The sequence below is a fragment of the Chromobacterium sphagni genome, from assembly GCF_001855575.1.
GTDB lineage: Bacteria > Pseudomonadota > Gammaproteobacteria > Burkholderiales > Chromobacteriaceae > Chromobacterium > Chromobacterium sphagni.
The window spans coordinates 305,363-331,499 of the sequence record NZ_MKCS01000002.1 but is presented as its reverse complement, the minus strand read 5'-3'; the positions used below and the strand labels follow the sequence as shown (position 1 = coordinate 331,499).

26 protein-coding genes are annotated in these 26,137 nt (G+C 65.8%); 10 read left to right on the top strand and 16 right to left on the bottom strand.

The genetic code is table 11. The features are described 5' to 3' along the window. Genes fliJ through fliE form a run of 6 tightly spaced genes read right to left on the bottom strand, consistent with a single transcriptional unit; the run spans position 1 to position 5,502 of the window. On the bottom strand, positions 1–438 hold the full coding sequence (gene fliJ / locus BI347_RS17415; protein ID WP_071116577.1) for a flagellar export protein FliJ: 438 nt from the start codon (positions 436–438) through the stop codon (positions 1–3). Then, entirely contained in the window at positions 435–1,748 is a 1,314-nt protein-coding gene (fliI, locus tag BI347_RS17410; protein WP_071112116.1) for a flagellar protein export ATPase FliI, read from the bottom strand. Before fliI ends, fliJ begins: the two co-directional genes overlap by 4 nt. 3 nt (positions 1,749–1,751) lie before the next feature. Continuing rightward, a complete protein-coding gene (gene fliH, locus BI347_RS17405) occupies positions 1,752–2,438 on the bottom strand; it encodes a flagellar assembly protein FliH (protein WP_071112117.1) in 687 nt (228 codons plus the stop codon). Next, a complete protein-coding gene (locus BI347_RS17400) occupies positions 2,435–3,484 on the bottom strand; it encodes a flagellar motor switch protein FliG (protein WP_071116576.1) in 1,050 nt (349 codons plus the stop codon). Before BI347_RS17400 ends, fliH begins: the two co-directional genes overlap by 4 nt. Beyond that, entirely contained in the window at positions 3,468–5,147 is a 1,680-nt protein-coding gene (gene fliF / locus BI347_RS17395) for a flagellar basal-body MS-ring/collar protein FliF (protein ID WP_239690942.1), read from the bottom strand. The genes BI347_RS17400 and fliF overlap by 17 nt, the downstream gene beginning before the upstream one ends. Positions 5,148–5,160: 13 nt before the next feature. Beyond that, positions 5,161–5,502: a flagellar hook-basal body complex protein FliE gene (gene fliE / locus BI347_RS17390; RefSeq protein ID WP_071112119.1), complete on the bottom strand. Its 342-nt coding sequence runs from the start codon at positions 5,500–5,502 to the stop codon at positions 5,161–5,163. A 238-nt stretch (positions 5,503–5,740) separates the two neighbouring features. On the opposite strand from fliE, the gene BI347_RS17385 reads away from it, so the two are divergent. The 8 genes from BI347_RS17385 (at position 5,741) to BI347_RS17350 (ending at position 13,144) form a co-directional block, all read left to right on the top strand. Further along, positions 5,741–6,583, top strand: a complete 843-nt coding sequence (locus tag BI347_RS17385; protein ID WP_071112120.1) for a FliM/FliN family flagellar motor switch protein — start codon at positions 5,741–5,743, stop codon at positions 6,581–6,583. Positions 6,584–6,609: 26 nt separating this feature from the next. Further along, a complete protein-coding gene (gene fliN, locus BI347_RS17380; protein WP_071112121.1) occupies positions 6,610–6,951 on the top strand; it encodes a flagellar motor switch protein FliN in 342 nt (113 codons plus the stop codon). Then, on the top strand, positions 6,951–7,697 hold the full coding sequence (gene fliP, locus BI347_RS17375; RefSeq protein ID WP_071112122.1) for a flagellar type III secretion system pore protein FliP: 747 nt from the start codon (positions 6,951–6,953) through the stop codon (positions 7,695–7,697). Before fliN ends, fliP begins: the two co-directional genes overlap by 1 nt. Before the next feature lie 25 nt (positions 7,698–7,722). Then, complete coding sequence (gene fliQ / locus BI347_RS17370) at positions 7,723–7,995, top strand: flagellar biosynthesis protein FliQ (RefSeq protein ID WP_011136551.1); 273 nt, start codon at positions 7,723–7,725, stop codon at positions 7,993–7,995. 3 nt (positions 7,996–7,998) lie between these two features. Then, positions 7,999–8,781, top strand: a complete 783-nt coding sequence (fliR, locus tag BI347_RS17365; protein WP_071112123.1) for a flagellar biosynthetic protein FliR — start codon at positions 7,999–8,001, stop codon at positions 8,779–8,781. Beyond that, positions 8,774–9,913 (top strand): flagellar type III secretion system protein FlhB, encoded by a 1,140-nt coding sequence (gene flhB, locus BI347_RS17360; RefSeq protein WP_071116575.1) that lies wholly within the window; start codon positions 8,774–8,776, stop codon positions 9,911–9,913. The genes fliR and flhB overlap by 8 nt, the downstream gene beginning before the upstream one ends. After that, positions 9,910–12,000, top strand: coding sequence for a flagellar biosynthesis protein FlhA (locus BI347_RS17355; RefSeq protein ID WP_071116574.1), 2,091 nt, complete (start codon positions 9,910–9,912; stop codon positions 11,998–12,000). The genes flhB and BI347_RS17355 overlap by 4 nt, the downstream gene beginning before the upstream one ends. Before the next feature lie 280 nt (positions 12,001–12,280). Next, positions 12,281–13,144, top strand: coding sequence for a helix-turn-helix domain-containing protein (locus tag BI347_RS17350; RefSeq protein ID WP_071112126.1), 864 nt, complete (start codon positions 12,281–12,283; stop codon positions 13,142–13,144). Positions 13,145–13,214: 70 nt separating this feature from the next. Here BI347_RS17350 and BI347_RS17345 read toward each other — a convergent pair whose 3' ends face one another. The 3 genes from BI347_RS17345 to BI347_RS17335 all read right to left on the bottom strand — a co-directional run bounded on the left by BI347_RS17345 (position 13,215) and on the right by BI347_RS17335 (position 16,490). Continuing rightward, complete coding sequence (locus BI347_RS17345; protein ID WP_071112127.1) at positions 13,215–14,948, bottom strand: ATP-binding response regulator; 1,734 nt, start codon at positions 14,946–14,948, stop codon at positions 13,215–13,217. Then, positions 14,945–15,433, bottom strand: a complete 489-nt coding sequence (locus BI347_RS17340; protein ID WP_139166901.1) for a putative pterin-binding protein — start codon at positions 15,431–15,433, stop codon at positions 14,945–14,947. Before BI347_RS17340 ends, BI347_RS17345 begins: the two co-directional genes overlap by 4 nt. Positions 15,434–15,623: 190 nt before the next feature. Beyond that, positions 15,624–16,490, bottom strand: a complete 867-nt coding sequence (locus BI347_RS17335; protein ID WP_071112160.1) for a flagellin N-terminal helical domain-containing protein — start codon at positions 16,488–16,490, stop codon at positions 15,624–15,626. A 211-nt stretch (positions 16,491–16,701) separates the two neighbouring features. Here BI347_RS17335 and BI347_RS17330 point away from each other — a divergent pair, with 211 nt between their 5' ends. Continuing rightward, positions 16,702–17,985 (top strand): S10 family serine carboxypeptidase-like protein, encoded by a 1,284-nt coding sequence (locus BI347_RS17330; RefSeq protein WP_071116573.1) that lies wholly within the window; start codon positions 16,702–16,704, stop codon positions 17,983–17,985. 68 nt (positions 17,986–18,053) lie between these two features. Here the strand turns inward: BI347_RS17330 and BI347_RS17325 are convergent, their stop codons facing one another. From BI347_RS17325 to BI347_RS17300, 6 genes are all read right to left on the bottom strand, one after another. Continuing rightward, positions 18,054–19,070, bottom strand: a complete 1,017-nt coding sequence (locus BI347_RS17325; protein ID WP_071112130.1) for a LacI family DNA-binding transcriptional regulator — start codon at positions 19,068–19,070, stop codon at positions 18,054–18,056. A gap of 97 nt (positions 19,071–19,167) precedes the next feature. Then, a complete protein-coding gene (gene rbsB / locus BI347_RS17320; RefSeq protein ID WP_071112131.1) occupies positions 19,168–20,094 on the bottom strand; it encodes a ribose ABC transporter substrate-binding protein RbsB in 927 nt (308 codons plus the stop codon). A gap of 60 nt (positions 20,095–20,154) precedes the next feature. Then, entirely contained in the window at positions 20,155–21,096 is a 942-nt protein-coding gene (locus BI347_RS17315) for an ABC transporter permease (protein WP_338032398.1), read from the bottom strand. A gap of 35 nt (positions 21,097–21,131) precedes the next feature. Further along, complete coding sequence (locus tag BI347_RS17310) at positions 21,132–22,616, bottom strand: sugar ABC transporter ATP-binding protein (protein ID WP_071116572.1); 1,485 nt, start codon at positions 22,614–22,616, stop codon at positions 21,132–21,134. A 10-nt stretch (positions 22,617–22,626) separates the two neighbouring features. Then, positions 22,627–23,025: a D-ribose pyranase gene (rbsD, locus tag BI347_RS17305; protein WP_071112133.1), complete on the bottom strand. Its 399-nt coding sequence runs from the start codon at positions 23,023–23,025 to the stop codon at positions 22,627–22,629. After that, positions 23,022–23,912, bottom strand: a complete 891-nt coding sequence (locus BI347_RS17300) for a ribokinase (RefSeq protein WP_071116571.1) — start codon at positions 23,910–23,912, stop codon at positions 23,022–23,024. The genes rbsD and BI347_RS17300 overlap by 4 nt, the downstream gene beginning before the upstream one ends. Positions 23,913–24,198: 286 nt before the next feature. Between BI347_RS17300 and BI347_RS17295 the strand changes: the two genes are divergently transcribed. Next, positions 24,199–24,948: an MgtC/SapB family protein gene (locus BI347_RS17295; protein WP_083339012.1), complete on the top strand. Its 750-nt coding sequence runs from the start codon at positions 24,199–24,201 to the stop codon at positions 24,946–24,948. A 4-nt stretch (positions 24,949–24,952) separates the two neighbouring features. On the opposite strand, the gene zapE is transcribed toward BI347_RS17295, so the two are convergent. Then, positions 24,953–26,116 carry a cell division protein ZapE gene (gene zapE, locus BI347_RS17290; RefSeq protein WP_071112135.1) on the bottom strand — a complete coding sequence of 388 codons (1,164 nt, stop codon included), beginning with the start codon at positions 26,114–26,116 and terminating at the stop codon, positions 24,953–24,955. Positions 26,117–26,137: the final 21 nt, after the last annotated feature.

The following is a 26,137-nucleotide window of genomic DNA, read 5'->3' as shown; positions in this document are numbered from 1 at the left end:
TCACCACTCGCCGGCGCTCCGCAGCCAGGCCTGGCCAGCGGCCTCGTCGGTGCGCTTCTGCTCGGCGCGCGCCTGTTCCCGACGCCACGCCGACAGGGTCTGGTCGCGCAGCAGCGCCACCTGCTCCTGACGCTGGCGCGCGGCCAGCAAGTGGCGCTGGCTGACCGCGGCGTCCGCCTCGGCCAGCTGCAGGTCTTGCCGCTGCGACTGGCGCAAACCCGCCAGATGGCCCTTGTAGCCGGCGCAGTTGAGCGCCAGCGCCGGATGCCCCGACGCGGCGCTGGCGCCGCTGGCGGCGCTCAATTGCTCCAGCCTCTCGATATTGCGGCGGTAGCGCTCCTGCAGCCGGCGCTTGCCGGCCAGCTCGGTTTCCAGCTGCTGGCGGTCGCGCTCGCGCAGTTGCAGCAGCAGGTTCAATTGGACGATGGGCTGGTTCACGCGCGCGACAGCTCCTGCAGTTGACTGCGGGTTTCGTCAAAGCCGGCCGCCTCAGCCGCGCCCTGGCACAGCATGGCCTCGATGCGCGGCTGCAGGCGCAGCGCGCGGTCGGTGGCCGGGTCGGCGCCGGGCACGTAAGCGCCCAGCGGCAGCAGACCGCGCACCTCTTGGTAGCGGCTCCACGCGCCGCGCAGATCGCGGGCGGCGGCGGCGTGTTCGGGGTCGATCAGTTGGCTCATGCAGCGGCTGACCGAACGGGAAATGTCTATCGCCGGATAATGGCCGCGCTCGGCCAGCTCGCGGCTGAGCACGATGTGGCCGTCGAGGATGGCGCGGGCGGTGTCCGCCACCGGGTCCTGCTGGTCGTCGCCTTCGGCCAGCACGGTGTAGATGGCGCTCATGCTGCCCTCGCCGCCCTCACCGTTGCCAGCGCTTTCCGCCAGGCCGGGCAGCAGGCCGAACACCGACGGCGGATAGCCGCGGGTGGCCGGCGGCTCGCCCAGCGCCAGCGCCATTTCGCGCTGCGCCATAGCGTAGCGGGTCAGCGAATCCACCAGCAGCAGCACGTTGCGGCCCTGATCGCGGAAGTGGGCGGCGATGGTGTGGCACAGCTCGGTGGCCTTCAGCCGCATCAGCGGCGACTCATCGGCCGGCGCCACCACCAGCACCGCCTTGGCCAGCCCTTCGGCGCCCAGCGAGTGTTCGACGAACTCGCGCACCTCGCGGCCGCGCTCGCCAATCAGCCCCACCACCACCACCTCGGCTTCGGTGTGGCGGGTGATCATGCCGAGCAAAACGCTCTTGCCGACACCGGAGCCGGCGAACAGGCCGACGCGCTGGCCGCGGCCTATGGTCAGCATGCCGTTGATGGCGCGCACGCCCACGTCCAGCGGCGTGTCCACCGGCTTTTTCCGCAAGGGATTGATCTGCGGCGGATGGGCGGCCAGCGGCATGTCGCCGCCCAGCCGGCCCTTGTCGTCCAAGGGCTCGCCCAGCCCGTTGACGATGCGGCCCAGCCAGCCGTCGCCTATCGTCAAGCCGCTGCTTTCCGGCGCCGGCAGCACCCGGGCGCCGGTGGCGAGGCCCACCGGCTTCTTGAACGGCATCAGGAAGGAGACTTCGCGCTTGAAGCCCACCACCTGCGCCGGCAGCCAACCGCCGGCGGCGGTTTCGATCAGGCAACGCTGGCCGGTTTCCAGCGGACAGCCGACGCTCTCCAGCAACAGGCCGCTCACGCCCACCAACCTGCCGCTGATGGTGGCGACAGGGGCGTCCGGCACGGACAGCTGGCTGAGCGCCCGGCGCAGCATCGCTTAGGCTTCCGCCTGCGCGGCCGGGTCGGCCCGCAGTTGTTCGCGCAGGCTGTCCACGCAATGCTCCAGCCGCTGCTGGCAGCCGGCGTCGGCTTCGAATTCGGCCCCGCGCACCCGGCATTCGCCCGGCGCCAGGCCGGAATCGGCCAGCAGCCGCCACTTGGCGGACCGCTCCGGCGCCAATTCGCGGATGCGCTGGCACTCTTCCGGGTTGAGCAGCACCTCCACCTCGCCCTGGCTGTGGGCGGAAGCCGGCAGCGCGGCCAGCGTCTCCTCCACCAGGTCCAGGATCTGCACCGGCTTCAATGCCAATTCGCAGCGGATCACCTGGCGCGCCACCTTGGCCACCAGTTCCACCACTTCGTCGCGCTGCGCGGCCTGGTAGTCGCGGCACAGCCGTTGCAGTTGTCCGATGGCCGCGTCCAGCGGCGCGGCGATGCTGGCGAAGCGCGCCAACGCCTCGTCGCGCGCCGCCGCGCCGCCCTCCTGCCGGCCCTGCTGCAGGCCGGCCTGATAACCGGCGTCGCGGCCGGCGGCTTCGCCGCTGTCAAAACCTTCGCGGTAGCCGGCGTCCATGCCCTGGCGGAAACCGTCGGCGGCGGAGGCCTGCACCTCGGCGGCGGCCGTCGGCTCCAGCGGCGCGCCGTCTATCAACGGCGGAAAACGGAAGGGGCGCCAGTGCTTCACTCGACCACTTCCTCGGGGAACAGCTGCAGATCGATCTCGCCGCCGTCGGCCAACTGGCGCACCTGGGCCATGATCTCGCGCCGCGCCTCCTCCACCCGACTTTTCGGCACCGGGCCGGAGCGGCGCATCGTCGCTTCGAAATTCTGCGCCTGGCGGCGCGGCATGGTCTGGATGATGGCGTCGCGCACCGCCGGCTCGGCGCCCTTGAGCGCAATGGCCCACTGCTCCAGCGCAACGTCCTCGCAGATGCGGGTGAGCACTTCCTCGGTCTGGCGCGACAGGATGAAGAAGTCGTACATCCGCACCTCGATTTCGTCGACGATGTCCGGATCGTGCGCGCGCAGCAGCTCCATCATCTGGCTGCGGTCGCCCGGCAGGCGGTTGATGATGTCGGCGGTCTGCTGCATGCCTTCCACCGCGGTGCTCTGGGTGTGCAGGCTTTCCAGGCAGCGGTTGACCAGCTCTTCCAGCTCCTGCAGCAGTTCGCGGTCCACATCGGTGAGGCGGGCCACATTGACCAGCACGCTGTCGCGGCTGGCGGCCGGCAGGGCGTCCACCACCTGGCCGGCCAAGGCCGGCGGCAGGAAGGCCAGGAACACCGCTTGCATCCGCACGTGCTCGGCGGCGATGCGCTCGGCCAGCCACTGCGGCGACACCCATTGCAGCCGCGCCATCTTGGGACGGATGGCGTCGCCGTAGATGGTGTCCAGCACGCTGCCGGCGATGTCGTTGCCCAGCGCCAGCTCCAGCGAGCGCTTGAGGAAGCTGCGGCTGGCGCCGTGCACGCCGCTCTGCTCGCGGTATTCGTCGAAGAACTTCTGCATGGTAGTCTTCACCGCATCCACCTTGATGCCGCTCATGCCGCTCATCGCCTGGGTCACCTGCAGCAGCTCCTCGCGGCTGAGGCAGCGCAGCACCGCCGCCGCCGGCTCCTCGCCCATGCACAGCAGCAGCACCGCCGCCTGTTCGATGGCGCTCATCTGGCCACTGGCCGCCGGCGGGAGGTAAGGCGCCGCGTCCGGCGCAAAGTTATTGCTTGCGTCCATTGTTCTGCACCCATTGTTTGACCACTTCGGCCACCCGCTCCGGCTCCTTGGCCGCCAGCACCTTCAGGTGGTCCACCAGCACGTCCACCGGCGAACCGGCGGGCGGCAGATCGTAATTTTCCAACAACGGCACCACCGGGTTGTTGCCCGGCGCGGCGGCGGCCGCCAGCGCGGCCTGGCGCTGGCCGGACACTTCGCGCAGCGGACGGCTGTCCAGCAGCGGGTCCTCAGGCGTCAGCGCCAGCGCGTCGGGGGTGTAGTCGCGCAGCTTGTGTTCAGCCAACTGCCGCGCCAGCTTCAGCAGCGGACGGGCCAGCAGCAGATAGGCCAGCAGCAGCGCAACGGCGTAGGCCGCCCAGCGCGCGCCCTCGAACCAGGTTTCCGGCTGCTCCCAGATCGCCTCTTCCGCCACCGGGGCGGCGAAGCTCAGCGTGGACACAGCCAGCACATCGCCGCGTTCGGCGCTGATGCCCAGGCCATTGCGCAGCAGCTTGTCGATATTGGCCAGCTCGGCCGACTGCCAGCCCTTCTTGCCGGGCGCGGCAGCCTGGTTCAGCACCACCGCCACGCTGAGGCGGCGCAGCGTGCCGCGCGCCTTCTTGATGTTCATGATGTTGCGGTCGTAGGCGTACTGGCGGGTGACGGCGTTTTTGCTGTTGCCGGACTTCTCATTGGCCGGGCCGGAGGAGTCGGTGCTGACCGGACGGTTGCTCAGCGAGCCGGGCACGCCCAGCGCCATGCGCTCGGTGCTGGTTTCCTCGCGCGAGGCCTCGTTGGTGACCTTGGGCGCCTCGCCGTATTTCTCGCGGGTTTCCTCGACGCGGTCGTTGTCGACGTCGGCGGTGACGCTCACCTTGAAGTTGCCCGCGCCCAGCGCCGGGACCAGAAGATCGCGCACGTTCTGCAGCGCCTGTTCGCGGAAGCGGCGCGCCGCCTCGTTGTCAGAGCCCAACATGCCGCCGTCGGACAGATCGACATGGGCGGACAACAGATTGCCGCTCTGGTCCACCAGCGTCACCTGCGACGGGTCCAGCGTGGAGACGCTGCCGGCCACCAGCTTGACCACCGCGGCGATCTGCTCGCCGGACAGCTGCTGGCCGGGCTTGAGGGTGACCACCACCGAGGCCGAGCCCTTGTCGGTGCCGGCGGTGATGAAGGAAGTGCTGCGCGGCAGCGACAGATGCACGCGGGCGGCGCGCACCGGATCCAGCGCCAGGATGCTCTGCACCAGCTCGCCCTCCAGGCCGCGGCGGAAACGCACGTCCTGCACAAACTGGCTGACGCCCAGCGGATCGTTCTTGTCCAACAGCTCCAGGCCGGCCGGCAGCTGCGCCACCACGCCCTTGGCCGCCAGTTGCATGCGCACCCGGCCCAGTTCGCTGTCCGGCACCAGCACCTGGCCGGTTTGCGGATGAATGCGGTAGGGAATCTTTTCGGCGTCCAGCACCGCCATCATGTCGGCGCCGTTCACCTTCTCCTGCGCGCCGAACACCGGTTTGTAACTGGCGTCGTCGCGCCACAGCCACAGCGTCAGCAGCACGCTGAGCGCGATGGCCAGGATCACCATCGGCAGCAGATAGCGCCAGGCGTTGGCCGGCAGCAGGCGGCGGCCGGCCATTTTTTCTTGTACGGCGGCAAAGCCGCTACGCAATTGCTTGACCACGTCGTCTCCCGACTTACAGCTGCATCTTGATCAAGTCGTCGACGGCGCCGACCACCTTGTTGCGCACCTGCATCAGCATCGAAAAGGACAGGCTGGCCTCCTGGCTCATCAGCATCGCTCCCACCAAGTCATCGCTCTGGCCGCTGTCCACCTCGGTCATCTTGTCCGAGGCCAGGCGGTTCTGCTGGTCCACGTCGCGCACCGCCGACACCAGGGCCTGGCTGAAGCTTTGCGCAGGCGGCGCATCGTCGTGCGCGGGGCGCGGAGCCGCCATGGCTCCCTGCCCCAGGGTAGCCATCTCTCCCAGCAACTGGTTGCGGTCGGCATGGATCATCAAGCCCAGATTGGCGGCCATCACTCATCCTTAATCAACAGGTATCAAAACGCGGCGCGCCTGCTGCAGGCATCCGCCAGCAATGCTTACATGCAAGCTGGCGGATTTTAAACTCAACGCTTTATTACTCAGTCGGTATTTTTCACAATCGCAACCGTGAATTTTCCCCCTTTACCACCGGCGGACAGCCAGTAAGATGCACAGTCCCAGCAATTGCCGGGGACTGTCCGACTGTCCCCGACCACGAACGAATACCGCCATGCCCAAAGCCAAAATCGTTGCGCCGCAGGACGGCGTCCGCCTGCAGGCCTTGGATCTGCGAACCCTGGGACGCCCGATACATCTGTTGCCGCTATTCGAGCGCGCGCTGCAGCAAGAGCTGGGCGACTTCCTGGAGCGGGAACTGAACCGCCGCTACCACGCCGCGTTCCGCATCGCCGATCTGCGCCAGGCGCTGCCGGCCGGCGACGAGCGGCGTTGGCAATGGCACGCGCTGGGCGACTGGCAGCTGGGCAGCCACGTCGACCGCAGCCTGCTGTTGGGCATCCTCGATTACCGCTTCGGTGCCAGCGGCGCGCCCATCAGCGAAGAACTGCCGGCTGAAACCGAAACCGAACGCCGCCTGGCCCGCAACCTGGCCGAGCGGCTGCTGCCGCGGCTGGCCGCCGCCATCCGGCAACTGGACCAGACCCCGGCCTCCTCCGGCGACAAGCCGCGCCCCCTGCCCTTTGCAGGACAAGCCGCCTGGCAGCTGGAGATCGATCTCGCCGACGGCGACGCGTTGCGCGGCACGCTGCGCCTGCGCCTGGGCGCTTCTGCTTTCGAGGCGCTGTTGCAGCATCTGTCCGGACAACGCCCGCGGCTGGGCACCGGCCACGACCGCGGCGGCTTCCGCGACAAGCTGACGATGCGGCTGGATGCCCGTCTGCTGCAGCAGGAGCTGCCGCTGGGCGCCATCCTCGACCTGAAGCCCGGCGCCGTGCTGCCGGTGACGCTGCCGCCGCGGGCGGAAGTCTGCGTGCAGGGCGCGGCGCTGTTCAGCGCCCAAGTGGTGGAACGCCAGGGCAAGCTGTGCCTGAGCGGCTTTGCCGATACCGAATGACTCCCATCGCACTGGAAACACTACGCATGGACCTGAAACAAGATTTCGACCTGGACGGCATCCTGGACAGCCTGGAGCCGGAGGCCGCCCCGGCCGAAGCCGCCCGCGCGCCGCGCGACATGACGCCCTTTCTGCGCAAGATCCCGGTGAAGCTGACGCTGGAAGTCGGCAGCGCAGACGTCAGCCTGGCCGACCTGTGCCAGATCGGCGCGGGCTCGGTGATAGAGCTGGACAAGATCGCCGGCGAGCCGCTGGACATCAAGGTGAACGGCACCGTGATCGGCCGCGCCGAGGTGGTGGTGTCGGGCGACAACTACGGCCTGAGGGTGGTGGAGCTGAACGACCTGGAACTGGACAACCTGGCCTGATGAAACGGTACCGGCCTTACCTGCCCCTGCTGCTAGGCCTGGCGCTGGCCAGCCCCGCCGCCTGGGCCGACTCGCTGAAACTGCTGACCGCCACCTCCGGCGGCGCGGCGGTGGACTTCACCGTCAAGACCCAGATCCTGATCCTGATGACGGCGCTGGGCCTGCTGCCGGTGCTGGCGCTGATGATGACCAGCTTCACCCGCTTCGTCATCGTGCTGTCCTTGCTGCGCCAGGCGCTGGGCCTGCAGCAGGGCCTGCCCAACCGCCTGATCACCGGCGTGGCGCTGATCCTGACGCTGCTGGTGATGCGCCCGGTGGGCCTGCAGGTGTGGAACGAGGCGATGGTGCCGTTCGACGCGGACAAGATCACCATGCCGCAGGCACTGGAGATCGCCGCCAAGCCGGTCAGCCGCTTCATGTTGGCGCAAACCAGCAAGACCGCGCTGGCCCAGGTGGCCAAGCTGTCGGGCGAGGGCGACGTCGCCCGTCCGGAAGACCACGCCTTCACCGTCAAGCTGGCGGCTTTCGTGCTGTCCGAACTGAAAACCGCGTTCCAGATCGGCTGCATGCTGTTCATCCCCTTCCTGGTGATAGACCTGGTGGTGTCCAGCGTGCTGATGGCGATGGGCATGATGATGCTGTCGCCGCTGGTGATCTCGCTGCCCTTGAAGCTCTTGCTGTTCGTGCTGGTGGATGGCTGGTCGCTGACCGTCAACACGCTGGTGACCTCGATACAGGCCTACTGACAATGCGTAGCGAAAGCCCAAAGCCATGCTGACCCCGGACATAGCCGTCGACATCGTCAACGACAGCCTGCGCGTGGTGGTGACGCTGGTGGTGCTGCTGGTGCTGCCCAGCCTGATCGTCGGCGTGGTGGTCAGCCTGATCCAGGCCGCCACCCAGATCAACGAGCAAACGCTGTCCTTCCTGCCCCGTCTGCTGATCGTGCTGCTCACCATCGCGCTGGCCGGCCACTGGATCACCGGCTACTTGATGGACTTCTGCGTCGCCATGTTCCAGCGCGCCGCCAGCCAGGTGGGCTAGGCCATGAGCCAGGGCCTGTTCGCCCAGCTGCTAGAGCTGCTGCCGGCCATCTGGTGGCCGTTCTGCCGGCTGATCGCCGCCTTCAGCGTCGCGCCCTTCATCGGCGACGCCATGGTGCCGATGCGCGCCCGCATCGGCCTGGCGCTGCTGCTGGCAGTGGCCTGCATCCCCGGCATGCCCGCCCACTCGCCCATCGACCCCTTCTCGCTGCACGGCGTCGCCGCCAGCCTGGAGCAGGCGGTGATAGGCCTGCTGTTCGGCTTCGCCTTCCAACTGACCCTGTCCATCCTGTCGCTGCTGGGCTTCATGCTGTCGTCGCAGATGGGCCTGTCGATGGCGGTGATGAACGATCCCGGCAACGGCAACAGCTCGGACGTGGTGTCCAACCTGCTCTACCTGCTGGCGGCGATGCTGTTCTTCGCCATGGACGGCCATCTGGTGCTGGTGCAGGTGGTGTACGCCAGCTTCCGCGCCTGGCCGCTGGGCGGCGGCATTCCGCAGGCGGCGCTGCCAGTGCTGGCGGGCAGCGTCAGCTGGGTGATGGCCGCCGCGGTGGCGCTGGCGTTGCCGGTGGTATTCGCCACCTTCCTGGTGCAGGCCGGCTTCGGCATGATCAACCGGGTGGCGCCGGCGCTGAACCTGTTTTCCCTGGGCTTTCCAGTGGTGACGCTGTTCGGCCTCTCCACGCTGACCCTGCTGATGCAGGTGCTGCCGCCGCAATACCTGAGCCTGAGCGAGCAGACGCTGCGCCTGCTGGACCGCCTGCTGGAGATGGGCCATGGCTGAGGCGCAGCGCGGCGACAAAACCGAAAAAGCCACCCCGCAGCGGCTGCGCAAGGCGCGCGAGCAGGGCCAGGTGCCGCGCTCCAAGGACCTGGCCGCCGCGCTGGGCCTGATCCTGGCGCTGAAGCTGATGTTCTGGCTGGCGCCGGATTGGCTGAACGATTTTCGCGAGTTGTTCGCGCTGGCTTTCGCTCCGCTCGCCAGCCAGGGCGCGCTGGAGAACGGCTGGTCCAAGCTGTTTGGCGGCACCTTGCTGTTATTGCTGAAAATGCTGGCGCCGCTGGCGCTGATACCCACCACGATGCTGTTGATCAGCTTCTTCCCCGGCGGCTGGGTATTCGTGCTGAACCAGCTCAGCCCCAAGTTCGAGCGGATGAATCCGCTGGCCCACCTGTCGCGGCTGGCCTCACCCAAACACGCCAGCGAAATCGCCAAATCCATCGCCAAGGCGCTGCTCTTGGGCTGGTTGCTGTACCGTATCGCCTCCGCCGCGCTGCAGGACTTCTTCGCCCTGCACGGCATGCCGCTGCTGCCCACGCTCTCCGGCGCGGCCGACCTGCTGCTGTCCTGCCTGCTGCAGCTTGCCGCGGTGTTCCTGCTGTTCGCGCTGGCCGACCTGCCGCTGCAGGTCTACCTGTTCATGAAGCAGCAGAAGATGAGCAAGCAGGAAATCAAGGAGGAATACAAGAACACCGAAGGCCGGCCCGAGGTGCGCCAGCGCATCCGCCAGCTGCAGCAGCAACTGGCGCAGCGCGGCGTGCGCAAGGCGCTGCCCGGCGCCGACGTCATCATCGTCAACCCCAGCCACTACGCGGTGGCGCTGAAATACGACGAAGACCGCGCCGAGGCGCCGTTCATCATCGCCAAGGGCGTGGATGAAATGGCGCTCTACATCCGCCAGCTGGCGGAAGAAATGGAAATCGCCGTGCTGCCGCTGCCGCCGCTGGCGCGCGCGGTTTACCACACCACACAGGTCAACCAGCAGATCCCCGCGCCGCTGTACCGCGCGGTGGCGCAGGTGCTGACCTATGTCTTGCAACTCAAGGCTTTCCAGACGGGTAGCCGCCGCAACCGGCCGATATTGCCGGAGCTGGCGGTGCCGCAGGAACTGTCCGATCCCAAGCCCGCATCATGAACTCGCTGACCCGACTCCTGGCCGACATCGGCCGCCACAAGCTTGCCGCCCCGCTGTTCCTCCTGGCCATCCTGGCGATGGTGATGCTGCCCCTGCCGCCGCTGGCGCTGGACATGCTGTTCACCTTCAACATCGTGCTGGCCATCATCGTGATCCTGGTCAGCGTGTCGGCGCGGCGGCCGCTGGACTTTTCGGTGTTCCCCACCATCATCCTCGCCACCACGCTGATGCGGCTGTCGCTGAACGTCGCGTCCACCCGGGTGGTGTTGCTGCACGGCCATGAGGGCACCCATGCCGCCGGGCGGGTGATCGAGGCCTTCGGCAATGTGGTGATAGGCGGCAACTTCGTGGTCGGCATGGTGGTGTTCGTCATCCTGATGATCATCAACTTCATGGTGGTGACCAAGGGCGCCGAGCGCATTTCCGAAGTGTCGGCCCGCTTCACGCTGGACGCGCTGCCGGGCAAGCAGATGGCGATAGACGCCGACCTCAACGCCGGCCTGATCAACCAGGAGCAGGCGCAGCAGCGCCGCCGCGACATCGCCACCGAGGCCGACTTCTACGGCGCGATGGACGGCGCGTCCAAGTTCGTCCGCGGCGACGCCATCGCCGGCATCCTGATCCTGATCATCAACCTGTTCGGCGGCGTGGCCATCGGCGCGCTGATGCACGGCCTGTCGGCCGGCGACGCCTTCCGCCAGTACGCGCTGATGACCATAGGCGATGGCCTGGTGGCGCAGATTCCAGCGCTGCTGCTCTCCTCCGCCGCCGCCATCATCGTCACCCGCATCAGCGACGACGGCGACATGCAGCAGCAGGTGGGCAGCCAGATGCTGGCCTCGCCGACGGTGCTGATGAGCGCGGCCGGCATGATGCTGGTGCTGGCCATCATCCCCGGCATGCCCTGGCCCACCTTCCTGGGCTTCGCGGCGCTGCTGGCCTACGTGGCCTGGCGCATGCACGCCCGCCGTCCGGTGGCGGCAAATACCCTGAACCAGGCAGCAGTCAAGTCCGCCATCCAGGGCGAAGCGGAAATCGAGCTGGAATGGAGCACCCTGCCCTATGCCGACACCCTGGGCATTTCCCTGGGCTACCGGCTGGTGGCGCTGCTGGACCAGAACCAGGGCGCGCCGCTGGTCAAGCGCGTCAAGGGCGTGCGCCAGAGCCTGTCCGAGCAGATGGGCCTGTTGCTGCCGACTGTGAACCTGCGCGACGACCTGCGGCTGAAGCCATCGCAATACGCGATACAGCTGTCCGGCAACACGATGGCCGAGGCCGAAGTCTATTCCGACCGGCTGATGGCCATTCCCTCCCCGGAAGTCTACGGCGAGATTGACGGCATCCCCGGCATAGACCCGGCCTTCAACATGCCGGTGACATGGATAGTTCAGGCGGACAAGAGCAAGGCGCTGGGCCTGGGCTACCAGGTGGTGGACTGCGCCAGCGTGATGGCCACCCATCTGAACAAGGTGATGCGCGAGCATCTGTCCGAGTTGTTCCGCCACGACGACGTGGTGGCGCTGGGCGAACGGCTGACCGCGCTGTCGCCCAAGCTGGGCGCGGCGCTGGCCGCGGCGCTGCCGCCGGTGCAGCAATTGAAGGTGTACCGCCAGTTGCTGCAGGATCATGTCTCGCTGAAGGACATCGTGCCGGTAGCCAGCGCGCTGTTGGAAGCCAGCGAAACCACCAAGGACCCGATCATGCTGGCCGCCGAAGTGCGCTGCGCGCTCAAGCGCCAGATCATTCAGGGCATCGCCGGCCCGCGCGATGAGATCCGCGCCTTCAACCTGTCGGCCGATCTGGAAAACCTGCTGCTCTCCGCGCTGAGCCAGGCGCAGCAAACCGGCAAGCCGCAGCTGGACAGCTTCCCGATCGATCCCAATGTGCTGCAGCAGCTACAGGCCAATATGCCAGTGATCCGCGACCAGATGAAGCAGCAGGGCCAGGCGCCGGTGCTGCTGGTGATGCCGCAGATCCGCCCGCTGTTGGCGCGCTACGGCCGGCTGTTCGCCCCCGGCCTGCACGTGCTGTCCTACAACGAGGTGCCGGAAAACCGCCAGGTCAGCCTGACTGGCACCCTAGGCTGACGCAGTCGCATGCCGCGCGCCAGGCCGTTCGGTCTGGCGCCATACTCCCGTGTGCCAACCGGCAACACATCCCCGTCCACCGCCTGCCGTACCGACAATACGCGTCAAGTATTTTCACTGGGTGCAAAATATATGCATGTACTTTTTCGCATGTTGTGAAAATGCAAATGCATGTTTCGCAAATTAAGAAAATCTGCAAAATCTGACATTTTACCCAACCATGTCGGACGCATGAGTGCTAGCATCCCATATATGAATATCATGTGACGGCATAAAGCTTATGGCAAACCCGAAAACCGCCAACCAGATCATCTGCGACAACATCCGCAACCAGCTGGAGCAATTCCGCTGGCCCGAGGCGCAGCAAGCCGGCCTGGTGGAACAAATTCTCGGTCTGAGCACCTCCCAGGCTTACCGCAAGCTCAATGGCAGCAGCCCATGGCAACTGTCCCAGGTGGAAAGGCTGGCGCAATACTTCAACGTCCCCACCTCCAACCTGCTGGTCGATCATTCGCAGCAGGATGGCCAGAGCCCGGTCGACAATGAGCTGATCCCGGCCATCTTGCACCTGAACAACCACAGCGGCGAAGCCCATTGCTGGATCCAGCTGGGCGAGCCGCTGGCCGACGACTCCTGCTCGCCGCTGCTGCTGGCCAAGCGCCTGCACGATTGCTGGCACGTTTTCCCCGGCACCCAGTTCGATTGCGAGGATGGCTACGAAGTGACCTACCTGACCATCCGCCCGCCCAAGCGCGCCAACACCAAGCGCCTGCTGGTGGCGGTGCTGGACGACCAGGACGCCGACCTGCTGTCGGCGATCCTGGTGCAGCAAGGCCTGTTCGCGCTGCCCTACCACCATCCGCAGGACCTGCTTGAGGCGCTGCCGCAGGAGAACTTCGACGCCTTCGTGCTGGACTGGGTGCTGGGCGAACCGATCAACTGCATGGACGTGATAGAAACCATCCGCCGCCAAACGCCCAACGTGCCCATCGTGGTGCTGACCGGCTACGCGCTGGAGCATGAAAGCGAACTGTCCAAGGCGCTGCAGATGCGCGGCGTCTACTACATCGGCAAGCCGACGCCGGGCTCCATTCTGGCCTTGCAGATCAAGAACATGGTCACCAACGGACTGGAACACGCATAATCTGACGGCGCCGGCGGCAACGCAAACAGGCTCCCGAAGGAGCCTGTTTTCTTATGCGCGCGGTGCCTTTCTACAAAGGTAGTTCACCCAGCGCGGCCCTCAGCGCGTCGCCGTCGAAAGGCTTGGCCAGCCGGGCGGCGAACCAGGCGGCGCGCACATCGGCGAACTCGTCGGGATTGGCGCTCATCGCCAGCATCAACGGCCGCTGCGGCTGCTTGCGCGCCAGCTCCGCCAGACGATAGCCGCTTTCCTCGCCCAACTGCATGTCGAGCAGCAGGATATCGAAACGTTGTCTGGCCAGGCAATCGGCCGCCTGGGTCAGGGTGGAAGCGCAGGCGATCTGGAAGCCCTCCTGCGCCAGCAGCGCCCCCAGCGACGCGCGTATCACCTCGTCGTCGTCCACCAGCAGCAAGCTGCGGCTGGCCGTCGCCTCCAGCACCTCGCGCATCGGAAGGCGCACGGTGAAAGCGGTGCCGACGCCCACCGTGCTATCCAATTCGATGCAACCGCCAAACAAGCGCACCAGCTCCTTGACGATGGACAGGCCAAGGCCGCTGCTGCCGGGACGGCGGTTGCGCCCCTGGCTGAACGGCTGGAATACGCGCTGCCGGTCCTCTTCGGCGATGCCGATGCCGCTGTCGCTGACCTGCAGCCACAATTCGAGATGGTCCTGGCACATCTGGCCGCGCGCCCTCACCAAGACCTCGCCCTGATCGGTATAGCGGATGGCGTTGGACACCAGATTGCCGACAATCTGGCGCAGACGGATTTCGTCCATCAACACCATCTCCGGCAAGGCTTGGCTCTCGTAACGCAGTTTCAACCCCTTGGAGTCGGCCAGCGGCTGCATCACATCGATCACGGTGCGCAGCACATGCGCCGGCCTCATCCGGCCCGGATTGAGCCGCAGCTGCATGTTCTTGATTGCCGAGACATCCATGATGTCGTGCACCTGGGTCGCCAATTGCGCCATCCCGGCCTTCAGCCGCTTGAGCGCCAGCTGCGCCGGGCCCTGCGGCAGCACCGCCGGCTCCACCAGCTCGATGCACATCTGCATCGATTGCAGCGGCGAGCGGATTTCATGCCCCAGCGTGCCGAGGAAGGTGGTGCGGTCGAGTTCCAGCGCCACGGTGGCCTGATGCGCGACCCGCTCCTGCTCGAGCAGCGATTGGCGCGCCTCGGCCAGATCCTTGACCTCGCGATAGCGCATCAGCATCAGCAACACGCCGCAGATGCCGCCGCACAACACCAGCTGCAATATCAGCATCTGCGAGCGCTGGCTGGCCAGCGCGCTGCTGCGCGCCACCCGGGCCGACACCTCGGCCTCCCGGGTCTGCACCGCGAAATTGGCCAGCACCGGCCGCAGCGCATCAATGCGCACCACCATCTTGCGCGCCTGCGCCGGCGTAAGGTCTTGCCAGGCCTTGTCGCGCAACAGCGGGCCGAGCGCGCCGACCAGCGCGTCGAAGCCGCCCACCTGGCTGAGCAAGCGGTGCACCAGCACGCTGTTGGGCGCCTCGAACACCTGATAGCGGCTTTGCAGCACCTGCAATTGCTGCTGCAAGTCCGGAAACTGCTTTTCGTCGGCGGCATAGCCTATCAACTCGGCGCGCGTCCTCTCCAGCTCGACATGCAGCTGGGCCACGGTCCAGTACTGCTGCTCGCTCTTGCCGTTGCCTATCAGCGCCTCGCTGGCGCGGTCCATCCGGTAGAAGTTCCAGCAAGCGGCCAGCAGCAACAACAGCAACGACAGCACCAGCCACCACGGCGCCTGGATGTATTTGCCGATCCGGGAGCGCCTCACATCACCTCCATGGCTTCCACCTGCCACACCAGCTTGGCGTCCAGCGGCGGCCCCTTATCGGCATCGGACATGTCGGACAACGGATACATCAGCCATAGCGGTCCGTAATGCGCGACATCAAAGGGCTTGTTGTCGATGCGCCGCGCCAGCACCACCTTGCCGCGCACCAGTTCGGCTACGGAAATATCGTAGCGGTAATAATTGATCGCCAGCACCCGCACCGTGGCGCCCTTGGCATCCACCCTGGCCAGGATATCGCGCACCAGCGGACCGCTGAAGGTCACCGAGGGCGTCCAGCTGGTCGTCGTGGTGAAACTGACCTGCCGCATGCGGGCCAGATCGCTGTCGCGGAACTGATAGACGCCGCGTTTGGCATCGGTGAATCGTCCGATTTTTCCGGACACCGTCAGCACCACCGGATCCGCATTGGCCAAAGCGCAAGCGCTCAAGAACAGGCCTATCAACACCCACAAGGCCTTTCGCATAGCCATCCCCATCGTCACGCGTAAAAATGGCCAATTATATTCATCCATCGGGGCAGACAACCAGCCTTGCATGGACAAATAAATCCCTGCGCCGGCAAGCCGGCGCATTTTGGCCACCGCCAAATGCAAAAAAGCCAGTGGAATACCCACTGGCTTGCGTTGCGGCGGCCTGCGCCGCCGCCATCCACGATTACTGCAGCAGGGACATGGCCAGGCTGTTCATGCTGCCGCTTTGCTTCAGCATCGAAGTGCTGGCTTGCATCAGCATTTGCTTGGCGGTCATGCTGGAGCTTTCGTTGGCGTAGTCGGTGTCCATGATGCGGCCCTTGGCGGCCAGGGTGTTGTTGTTGACGTTGGACAGGTTGTTGATCACGTGGTCCAGACGGTTGGAGTTGGCGCCCAGGGCGGAACGCACGCTGCCAACGCTGTCCATAGCGGTGTTCAGGGTATCGATGATGGCGGCGGGCGTGCCGGCGGTCAGACCGGTGATTTCAGTGCCGGCCTTGGTCGGGTCCTTGTAGGTGCCCGAAGCGGCGGTCAGGCCGGTGTCCAGCGCGGTCATCTGGGTGGACAGGTCGACAGCCATGGTCTCGGAGGAGCTGGCGCCAATTTGGAAGCTCACGGCGGCGGCCATCTTGCCGCCCTTCAGCAGCTTTTCGCCGCCGAAAGTGGTGTTGCCCATGATGTTGCCCAACTCCTTGCCCAGCGCGTCGAATTCGGACTGCATCGCGGTCTTGTCGTTGGCGGTGGAGGTGCTGCTGGCGCCTTCGGTGGCCAGGTCCTTCATCCGTTGCAGGATGTTGGTCACTTCGCTCAGCGCGCCTTCGGCGGTCTGCATCATGGAAATGCCGTTTTGGGCGTTCTTCATCGCTACGGTCATGCCGCGGCTTTGCGCGTCCAGACGGGTGGCGATCTGCAGGCCGGCCGCATCGTCCATGGCGGAGTTGATACGCAGGCCGGTGCCCAGGCGCGTCATCGAGGTCGACAGCGCGTTCTGGGTGGAGTTCATGTTGGACTTGGTGTTCAGTGCGGCGATATTGGTGTACAGGCTCAGCATGGTCATGCTCCGTCTAGGTTGGTCGAAACCGGCATCAGCTGCCGTTACCCACACAAGGCGGCCATCGGGTCGAACAACTTAACTGCAACAACTTGTGAATAATCACGGCACTTTTCCAGAACGAAATGCCAGCCATGCGCAATGGCAACTACAATGCATACAGACAAGATGATCCAGTATCATCACTCACCGGACAGGGAGGGCATCAATCATGAACGCTCAAGTGAATCCCTTTCTGTTTGAGAGCGCGACACTCACCCATCTGCCCAACTACGGCGCCATCAACACCACCCAACTGGCCGGCTATCTCTCGGTCGGCGACGCCGCTGGCGGCTGGCTGTATTTCTGGTTCAGCGAAGCCAGCATCAATCCGGAACAAGCCCCGCTGCTGCTATGGGTCAACAGCCACCCGGTCGAGAACGCGCTGTTCAACCTGTTCGACGAGCACGGTCCCTACCTGCTGGACGCCAATGGCCGGGTATACAGCAATCCCTTCAGCTGGCACCACCATGTCAATTACCTGATCATCGACCAGCCGCTCGGCAATGGCCTGTCGTTTTCCACCCATCCGCGCTACCTGCCGGACAATTACGACGAGGCGGCCCAGCAGCTGTACCACGCGCTGCAGGAGTTTCTGCTGCGCTGGCCCTGCTACCGCCAGCAGGACTTCTATCTGTTCGGCTGCGGATCGGCCGGCCACACCATCGCCCGCCTGGCCAGCTCGATACTGGACGGCAACGGCTATGGCCAGCCGGAAGTGCGGCTGAAGGGGCTGGGGCTGGGCAATGGCCAGATTTCGCCGCAGATCCAGTTGCCCAGCTATATCGAATACGCCTACCAGCACCGGCTGATCAATCTGGAGGAGAAGCACCGCGCGCTGGAGATGCTGCAGGATTTTTCCCTGGCCCAGGCCTCGCCGATACCGCTGCGGCGCGCGCAAGCCAGCCGGATCGCCACTGCGATTGAAAACTACATCCAGCAATGCTCCGGCCGCGACAAGCACGATATCCGCCAACCGCCCGGCAACCATCGGCAGCGCCTCGGCGAATACCTGGCCAAGCCCGCAGTGCAGCAAGCGCTGCATATCGACCCGCGCTCGCGCAACGAGTTGCAGACGATGCCGCAGCAGTTGCTGGACGCTTCCTGGCTGGACGATTCCGCCCACCTGTTCCCGCGCCTGCTGGACCAGCTCAAGGTATTGCTCTATCACGGCGAGTACTGCATGGAGGGCAACTACCTGGGCATGGACGTCTGGCTCAACAACCTGCTGTGGTCGAAGGCCTCGAACTTCCGCCAGCAGAAGCGCCAGTCCTGGCGGCCGTACGGCCTGGCCGCCGGCCTGATCCGGCAGCACCAGCAGCTATCGCAGGTGATCATCCAGAACGCCGGCCTGCGGGCGGCGCGGGATCAACCCGCCATCGTGCTGGCCATGCTGCGCGATTTCCTGCAGAACGGCGCGGAAAACCCTGGGGCCGCCGGCGAGCCCGCCAGCTGATTCCGGCGGCGCGGGCGGCAGGAATCGCGCCGCCCCGCCATCACGACCTCCGCCGCGGAACAATCGCTCTAGGCCGGAATGCGGCGCAGATTGAGGCTGGCCGGAATGCGGATATCAGCTTCAGCCAAAGGCTCGCCGTGCAGCAGGGCCAGCACTTGCCCCAAGCTGGCCTCGGCCAGCGCCTGGCTATCCTGGCGGATGGCGTCTATCGGCAACGGCAGGCAATCGAGCAGCGGATGATCGTCGAAAGTCAGCAGGTATTGCGGCGCCTGCCGCATCCGGTGCCGCTCGCGGATGAAGGACAACACGCCCTCCAGCAGGGTGATGGAGGCGGTGAACAAGGCCTGCGGATAGCGGCCATGACGCTGATGCCAATCGCGCATCAGCCGGTAGCCGGACTCGCGCTGGAAATCCCGCTCCGCCACCCAGTCCGGCGGCGGTTGAATGCCCTGCCCCCGCAACGCCTGATGATAGCCGGACAGGCGCTCGCGGCTGGCCGACAGGCCGGGCTGGCCGCCAAAATACGCCAGTTCGCTCACGCCCTGCGCCAATAACGGCGCCAGCAGCCTGGCCACGCTGTCGGCCGCGTCGGTGACTGCGGACGGAATGCCGCTGCCGGGAATATGGCGGTCGGCGAACACCAGCGGCAGCCGGCTGGTCCACGGCTGATAACGCTGCGCCTCGCCGCTGCACGGCACCACGATCATGCCGTCCACCTGGCGAGCCGCCAATTGGCCGATGCCGGCGCTTTCGCGTTCCGGATCCTCGTCGCTGGTCACCATCAGCAGCTGATAGCCGCGCGCGCGGCAGCCGTTCTCCAGCGCCTGCGCCAATGCGGCGTGGGTGGAGTTGGTCAGGTCAGGAATCACCAGACCAACGCTGCTGCTGCGCCGGCTGCGCAGGCTGCGCGCCTGTTGCGAGGGATTGAAATGCTGCTCGCGCGCCACCTGCTCCACCTTGTCCACCGTTGCCTGCGAAATGCGGTAGCGCCCGGCGTGGCCGTTGAGCACCATGCTGGCGGTGGTGCGCGACACGCCGGCCAATTGGGCGATGTCGTCTATGGTGAGGCGTTTGAAGCTGCTCATGGCATGGCGTGCGGAGGCGAAAGAAAAAGCATGATAAACGCAATCCGGCAAAACGGGGCCCGAGCCATCCGGCCGGTCCCGCCTGCCCTGTCGCGGCTTACTGTTTGACCAGATTCAGCGGCACCGGGATGAACCGGTCGACCTTCTGGCCGTCCATCAGCCGCTTGGCGGTCTGCACGCCGTACTGGCCGATCAGCGCCGGCTGCTGCTGCACCGTGGCGGACATCGCGCCAGCCTTCACCGCGGCCACCGCGTCAGGCGTGGCGTCGAAGCCCACCACCACCACATTCTTCAGGCCCGCAGCCTGAATCGCCTTGAGCGCGCCCAACGCCATCTCGTCGTTATGGGCGAACACGCCCTGGATATCCTTGTTGCCCTGGATGATGTTCTCCATCACCGCCAAGCCCTTGGCACGGTCGAAATCCGCCGGTTGCTTGGCTAGCAGCTTGACGCCTTCCTTCTTGTCCACCACCTGATGGAAGCCCTCGCCGCGCTCGCGGGCGGCGGAGGAGCCGGCGATGCCCTCCAGCTCGACCACCCGGCCCTTGCCGCCCAGCTTGCCCAGCAGGTACTGGCCGGCCATCATGCCGCCGGCGATATTGTCCGAGGCGATGTGGGCGCTGACTTCGGCGCCGTTGACGCTGCGGTCCAGCGATACCACCTTGATGCCCTTAGACGTCGCCTCCTTCACCACATTGGCGGCGGCGGCGGAGTCGGTGGGATTGATCAGGATCACGCTCACCTTTTTCTGGATCAGGTCTTCCACGCTGGCCTGCTGCTTGGCCGGATCGTCCTGGGCGTCCACCGTGATCAGGTTGACGCCCTCCTTCTTGGCCTCGGCGGCGGCGCCGTCGCGCAATTCGACGAAGAACGGGTTGTTGAGCGTGGATACCGCCAGACCGATGCTGGCCTTGCCGTCGGCGGCCGGCGCGCCGGCCTCGCTGCTGCCCGGCCCCTGCTTGGAGCAAGCGGCGATGCCGAGGGCCAGCGCGCTGGCCAGCAGCGGGGTGAGAATGCGTTTCATGCCAAGACTCCCTGAGAAATAGACAGATTGCACTGCGGATGGCGGCCAAAGCCGCCGGACTTATTTCTTGTTGCTGCGGTCAAGCAGCACCGCCAGCAGGATCACCGCGCCCTTGATCACTTGCTGGTAGAACGACGATACCCCCAGCAGGTTAAGGCCGTTGTTGAGCACGCCTATCAACAGCGCGCCGATCAGCGTGCCGAAGATCCAGCCGCGGCCGCCGGTCAGGCTGGTGCCGCCCAGCACCACCGCGGCGATGGCGTCCAGCTCGTAGCCGGTGCCGGCAGTGGGCTGCGCGGAGTTGAGGCGCGAGGTCAGCACCACGCCGGCCATCGCCGACATCGCGCCGGAGGCGGTGTACACCCACAGCTTGATGCGGTCCACCTTCACGCCGGACAACCGCGCCGCGTCCTCGTTGCCGCCGGTGGCGTACAGATGGCGGCCGAACACCGTCTTCTTCAGCGCAAACCAGAACACGGCGAACATGATCAGCATCCATACCACCGGCACCGGCACCAGGCCGGCGACATAGCCGCCGCCCAGCATGGCGAAGGCATCGCTCTGGAAGCCGGTGATCGGACTGCCGTTGGAGAATACCAGCGCCAGGCCGCGCAATATGGTCATGGTGGCCAGCGTGGCGATGAACGGCGCCACCTTGCCCTTGCTGATGATCAGGCCGTTGAACAGGCCCATCGCCGCGCCGGCCAGGATGCCCAGCAGCGTGGACAGCATGGGATCGACTCCGGCCTGCATCAGACTGGCGGCGGTGACCGAGGACAATGCCAGGATGGAGCCGACCGACAGGTCGATGCCGCCCAGCAGGATCACCAGCGTCATGCCGAAGGCGATCAGCGCGTTGATCGAAACCTGGCGCATCACGTTGAGCAGGTTGTTGACGGTGAGGAAGTCCGGGCTCATCACGGACAGGCCGACGGCGACCGCGACCAGGGCGATGAAGGGGCCCAGGCGTTGCAGGGTGGCTTTCTGGTTGGGAGTCATCATGGTTCCGTATCTTTGCTTCTTGTTCTGCCGGACGATCAGCCGGCGGCGCCGGTGGCCGCCGCCATCAGGGTTTCCTGCGTGCAGCCGGCGGCATCGAAAATGCCGGCCTGGCGGCCTTCGCGCAATACCAGGATGCGGTTGCTCAGCGCCAGCACTTCCGGCAGCTCCGACGACACCATCACGATGGCTACGCCGGCCGCCGCCAGCTGGTTGACGATGTGGTAGATCTCGGCCTTGCCGCCGACATCCACGCCGCGAGTGGGCTCGTCCAGCAGCAGCACCTTGGGCGGCCGCGCCAGCCATTTAGCAAACACCACTTTCTGCTGGTTGCCGCCGGATAGGGCTTTCACGTCCAGTTCCGCGTCGCGGGCGCGAATGCGCAGCTGCGCGATCAGGCCATCCACCGCCCGGCGCTCGGCGGCGGCGTCCACCACGCCCAGCCGGGCATATTGCGAGAGGTGCACCAGAGTGGCGTTCTCGCGCAGCGACATCCCCAGCACCAGACCCTTGCTCTTGCGGTCTTCCGGCACGAAAGCCAAGCCGGCGGCGATGGCCTCCGCCGGCGAGCCAGCCGCCAGCGGCTGGCCATCCAGGCTGACGCTGCCTTCGCAGCGGCGCTTGGCGCCGAACAGCGTCTTGAGGATGTCGCTGCGGCCCGAGCCCATCAGCCCGGCGATGCCCAGCACCTCGCCGGCGCGCGCATCGAAGCTGATGCCCGAGATCATGTCCTCGTCGGCCAGATTTTCCACCTTCAGCCTCACCTCGCCGGGAACGGCTTCGCGCTTCGGGTAGCGGTCGCCGATCTCGCGCCCCACCATCATCCGCACCACTTCGTCGAAATCGGTGGCGGCGATGGCGCGCTCGCCGACGAAACAGCCGTCGCGCAGCACGCTGATCCGGTCGCAGATGCGGAAAATCTCCTCCATCCGGTGCGAGACGTAGACGATGGCCACACCCTGCCGCTTCAGCTGGCGCATCAGGCCGAACAGGGTGTCGATCTCGCGCTCGGTCAACGCCGCGGTGGGCTCGTCCATGATCAGCACCCGGGCATCGAGCGCCAGCGCCTTGGCGATCTCCACCATCTGCTGCTGGCCGATGGACAGGCTGCCGGCCTCGGCGTCCGGACTGATCCCGCCTGCGTCCAGCGCCTCCAGCCGCGCCCGCACCTCGCGGCGCATCGCGGCGAAGTCGATCATGCCGAAGCGCGACGGCTCGCGCCCCAGGAACAGGTTTTCCATCACCGACAATTGCGGGATCAGGTTCAGCTCCTGGTGGATGATGGCGATGCCGGCGGCCTCGGCCGCCGCGGTGTCGGGCAACGCCAGCGGCTTGCCGTCCAGCAGGATCTCGCCTGCGTCGGCCAAGTGCACGCCGCTGAGGATTTTCATCAACGTGGACTTGCCGGCGCCGTTCTCCCCCATCAACGCGTGGATTTCGCCGCCCGCCAGATTGAATTCCACATTTTCCAGCACCTTGACCGGGCCGAAGGCCTTGCAGATGCCGCGCATGGTCACTTGCATCGCCGCCACCTCAGAAGATCACGCCGGAGTGCAGGATCACATTGGCATAGGGCGTGCACTCTCCGGTGCGGATCACCGCCCGCGCCGCCAGGCAACGCTGCTTGAACTCCTCATGACTGACGAAGTCCAGCGCCACGCCTTGCTGCGCGATGGCTTCCGCCTGCGCCAGCACCGCCGGATTATGCTGGCGGCACTCGATGGCGAACACCGCGCGCTCGCACTGGAAATCCGCCAGGATGCTGTCCAGCACGGCGGCGAAACCCGGCTGGCCCAATTGCAGCGCCAGATCGATGCACTCGACGCCGGGCGGAATGGGCAGGCCGCAATCGGCTATCACCAGGCTGTCGGTATGGCCCATGCCGGCCAGGATGCGGGCGACGTCGCGGTTCAGATGGCCGTGCTTTTTCATGGCTGCCGCTCCAGGAAAGCGTCCAGCTCGGCCAGCGTGGGCATGCCGCCTTGCGCGCCGTGGCGGGTGACCGACAAGGCGCCGGCGGCAGCGGCGCGGCGCACCGCCAGCGGCAGGCCCAACGGCAGGAACGTGGCCAGCGCGCCGTTGAAGGTGTCGCCGGCGCCGGTGCTGTCGACCGCCTCCACCGCGAAACCGGGCTGGTGCAGCAGCTTGCCGCGCATCATCGCGTAATAGGCGCCATGGCGGCCGTGGGTCATCACCAGCTTGCCCGGCTGCTCCACCAGCAAAGCCCGCCAGTCGGCGTCGGGTTGCGCCAGCATGGTGAGGAATTCATGTTCATTCGGCGTCAGCAGCGCGATCTGCGCCAGCAGCGCTTCCGGCAACGGGATGGCCGGCGCCGGGTTCAGCAGCAGCGGCTTGTCGTGGCGCGCCGCCAGCATCGCGGCGTGCTGCACGGTTTCCAGCGGAATTTCCAGCTGGGTCAGGATCACATCGGCATCGATGAACGCCTGCTCGGCGGCGTCCAGATGGGCGGGCTGCAACAGGTGGTTGGCGCCGGGCACCACCAGGATGGCGTTGTCGCCGCCGGCCACGGTAATGACGGCGATGCCGGTGGCGGCCTCCACCGAGTGCAGGCAAGCGGTGTCCACGCCCTCACGCTGCAGGTGCTGACGCAATTCCGCGCCGAAAGCGTCGTTGCCGACGCAACCCAGCAGCGCGACTTGCGCGCCCAGCCTGGCGGCGGCCACCGCCTGGTTGGCGCCCTTGCCGCCGGGATAGGTGGCGAAGCCCTCTCCCATCAGCGTTTCCCCAAGCCTGGGCAACTTCCCGGCGGAAACCACCAGGTCCATATTGATACTGCCGATGACCAGCACCCGAGTCATGCAACCCTCCCTGTACCTTCGCTACATCACGGCGCGAAAGCGGAAAAATTCTAGCTAAAACGTAATCAGCACTAAGTTATAACAGAGTTCCGGCCCGGCAAGGAAGAGGTTTCCGCCAAAAATGTAGTGAATGAACTACATAGTTCCACATGAAAATATCTGCACCAATCCATTCAGTCCGCGCCGCCCATCGCAGGCGCCGCGCCGCGGCGCTGAGTAAGCCGCCGGCAAATATGGGATGATGGCGAGCTAAGCAGCAAAGTCGGATAGCATACACGGAGACACCATGGACATGAGTTGGCAGCAGTTGATCGATCTTTACTGGAGCGCGGCGAAATGGCAGGTCAACCTGCTGATAATGGGCAACCTGCTGGGCGGCCTGTGCCTAGGCAGCCTGCTGGGTTATGAGCGCTGGTACAACGGCCGCGCCGCCGGCATGCGCACCTATGGCTTGGTATGCATGGCCTCGACCGCGGCAATCAGCATCATCGGCTATTCCGGTTTCTGGTACGGCGGGCATAATCCGGACACGGTGCATGGCGACATGACGCGGGTGGCGCAAGGGGTGCTCACCGGCATAGGCTTTCTGGGCGCCGGCATGATAATGAAGGAAGGGCTGAGCATCAGCGGCCTGACTTCGGCCGCCTCGGTATGGATGTCTTCGGTAATAGGCATTCTGCTGGGCGTGGGCTTTTACGCCGCCGCCATCGCGCTGACCTTGCTGTGCATGGCGTTCGTGGTGGTGGTGAACCGGATTGAGCACATCCTGCCGCGCCGGCTCAGCCTGTTCATCACCATCAGGCTGATGCCCGACCACAACTGGACGGTGGAGACGCTGGAGCAGCGGCTGGCGCGGTCCGGCCTGCTGCTGCACGACGAGAGCATCAGCATCAGGGCAGATCAGGCCGGCACCGTGTGGAACTTCATGATCTCGGCGCAGAACCGCCGCACCTTCATCAGCGTAGTGGATCTGGCGCGCGACATCATGGCCGCCGACCACATCCAGGAACTGGACATCCAGCCGGCGCGCAACTGATGCCTTACACCGCCACGCCCGGCGGCGGCTGATCGTGGCTTTGCGCCATCGACTGGTGCGGCAGCTCCAGATAGCTTTTCGACTGCATCTCGGTCAACCGGCTGGCGGTGCGGAAAAACTCCCCCGCCTGCAGGCCTTCGGTGTAGATCTCTTCCGGCGCGGCGGCCGCCGAGGCGATCAGCTTGACGCGGTTGTCGTAGAACACGTCCACCAGCCAGGTGAAGCGGCGCGCCACCGAAGCCTGCTTTGCGGTCAATCTGGGGATGCCGGACAGGAACACCGTGTGGTAGCCGCTGGCGATTTCCAGATAGTCGGTCTGCGCGCGCGGGCCGTCGCACAGTGCGGCAAAATCGAACCAGATCACCCCCGGCGACATCCTTTTCACCGGAATGCTGCGCCCCAGCACCGTGATCTCACCCTGCTTCAACTGGGGGCCGGTGCTGACGCGCCGGAACAGCTGCATCATTTTTTCCCCGTTCGCCGCATCGTCCGGCACCATGAACAGCGGTTCGCGCGTCAGCTCGCGCAGCCGGTAGTCGTTGCCGCCGTCGACATTGAGCACATCCAGTTCGCGCTTGATCAGCTCTATCGTCGGCAGGAAGTTCTGCCGCTGCAGACCGTTGGGATAGAGATCGTCCGGCGCGTAGTTGGAGGTGGTCACCACCACCACCCCGCGCTCCAGCAGCGCCGACAACAGCCGGCCCAGCATCATCGCGTCGGCGATGTCCGACACGTGGAATTCATCGAAACACAGCAGCCGGGTGGCCTTGGCGATCTGGTCGGCGTAGGCCAGCAGCGGGTCCGGACTGCCTGCCAGCTTGCGCAGCTCGCGATGGGTCTCGGCCATGAAGTTATGGAAATGGATGCGGCGTTTGCGGCGGTAAGGCACGCAGGCGTAGAACGCATCCATCAGGAAGCTCTTGCCACGCCCCACACCGCCCCAGAAATACAGGCCACGCGGCACTTCGGGGCTCCTCAGGCTGCGGCCCAGGAAGCGATTGCGCTTGGACTTGAAGTCCACCAGTTGGTGCCACAGGCTGTCCAGCCGCTCTATGGCCGCCGCCTGGGCTTCGTCATGGATGAAGCCAGGCTTTTCGCTGGCCATCCGGTACCAGTCCTTCGGGCTGCAGTGGACGTTCTCGTCCGGGGAAAATGTGTGTTGCGACATGGTTATGCTTGATTCTGCGCG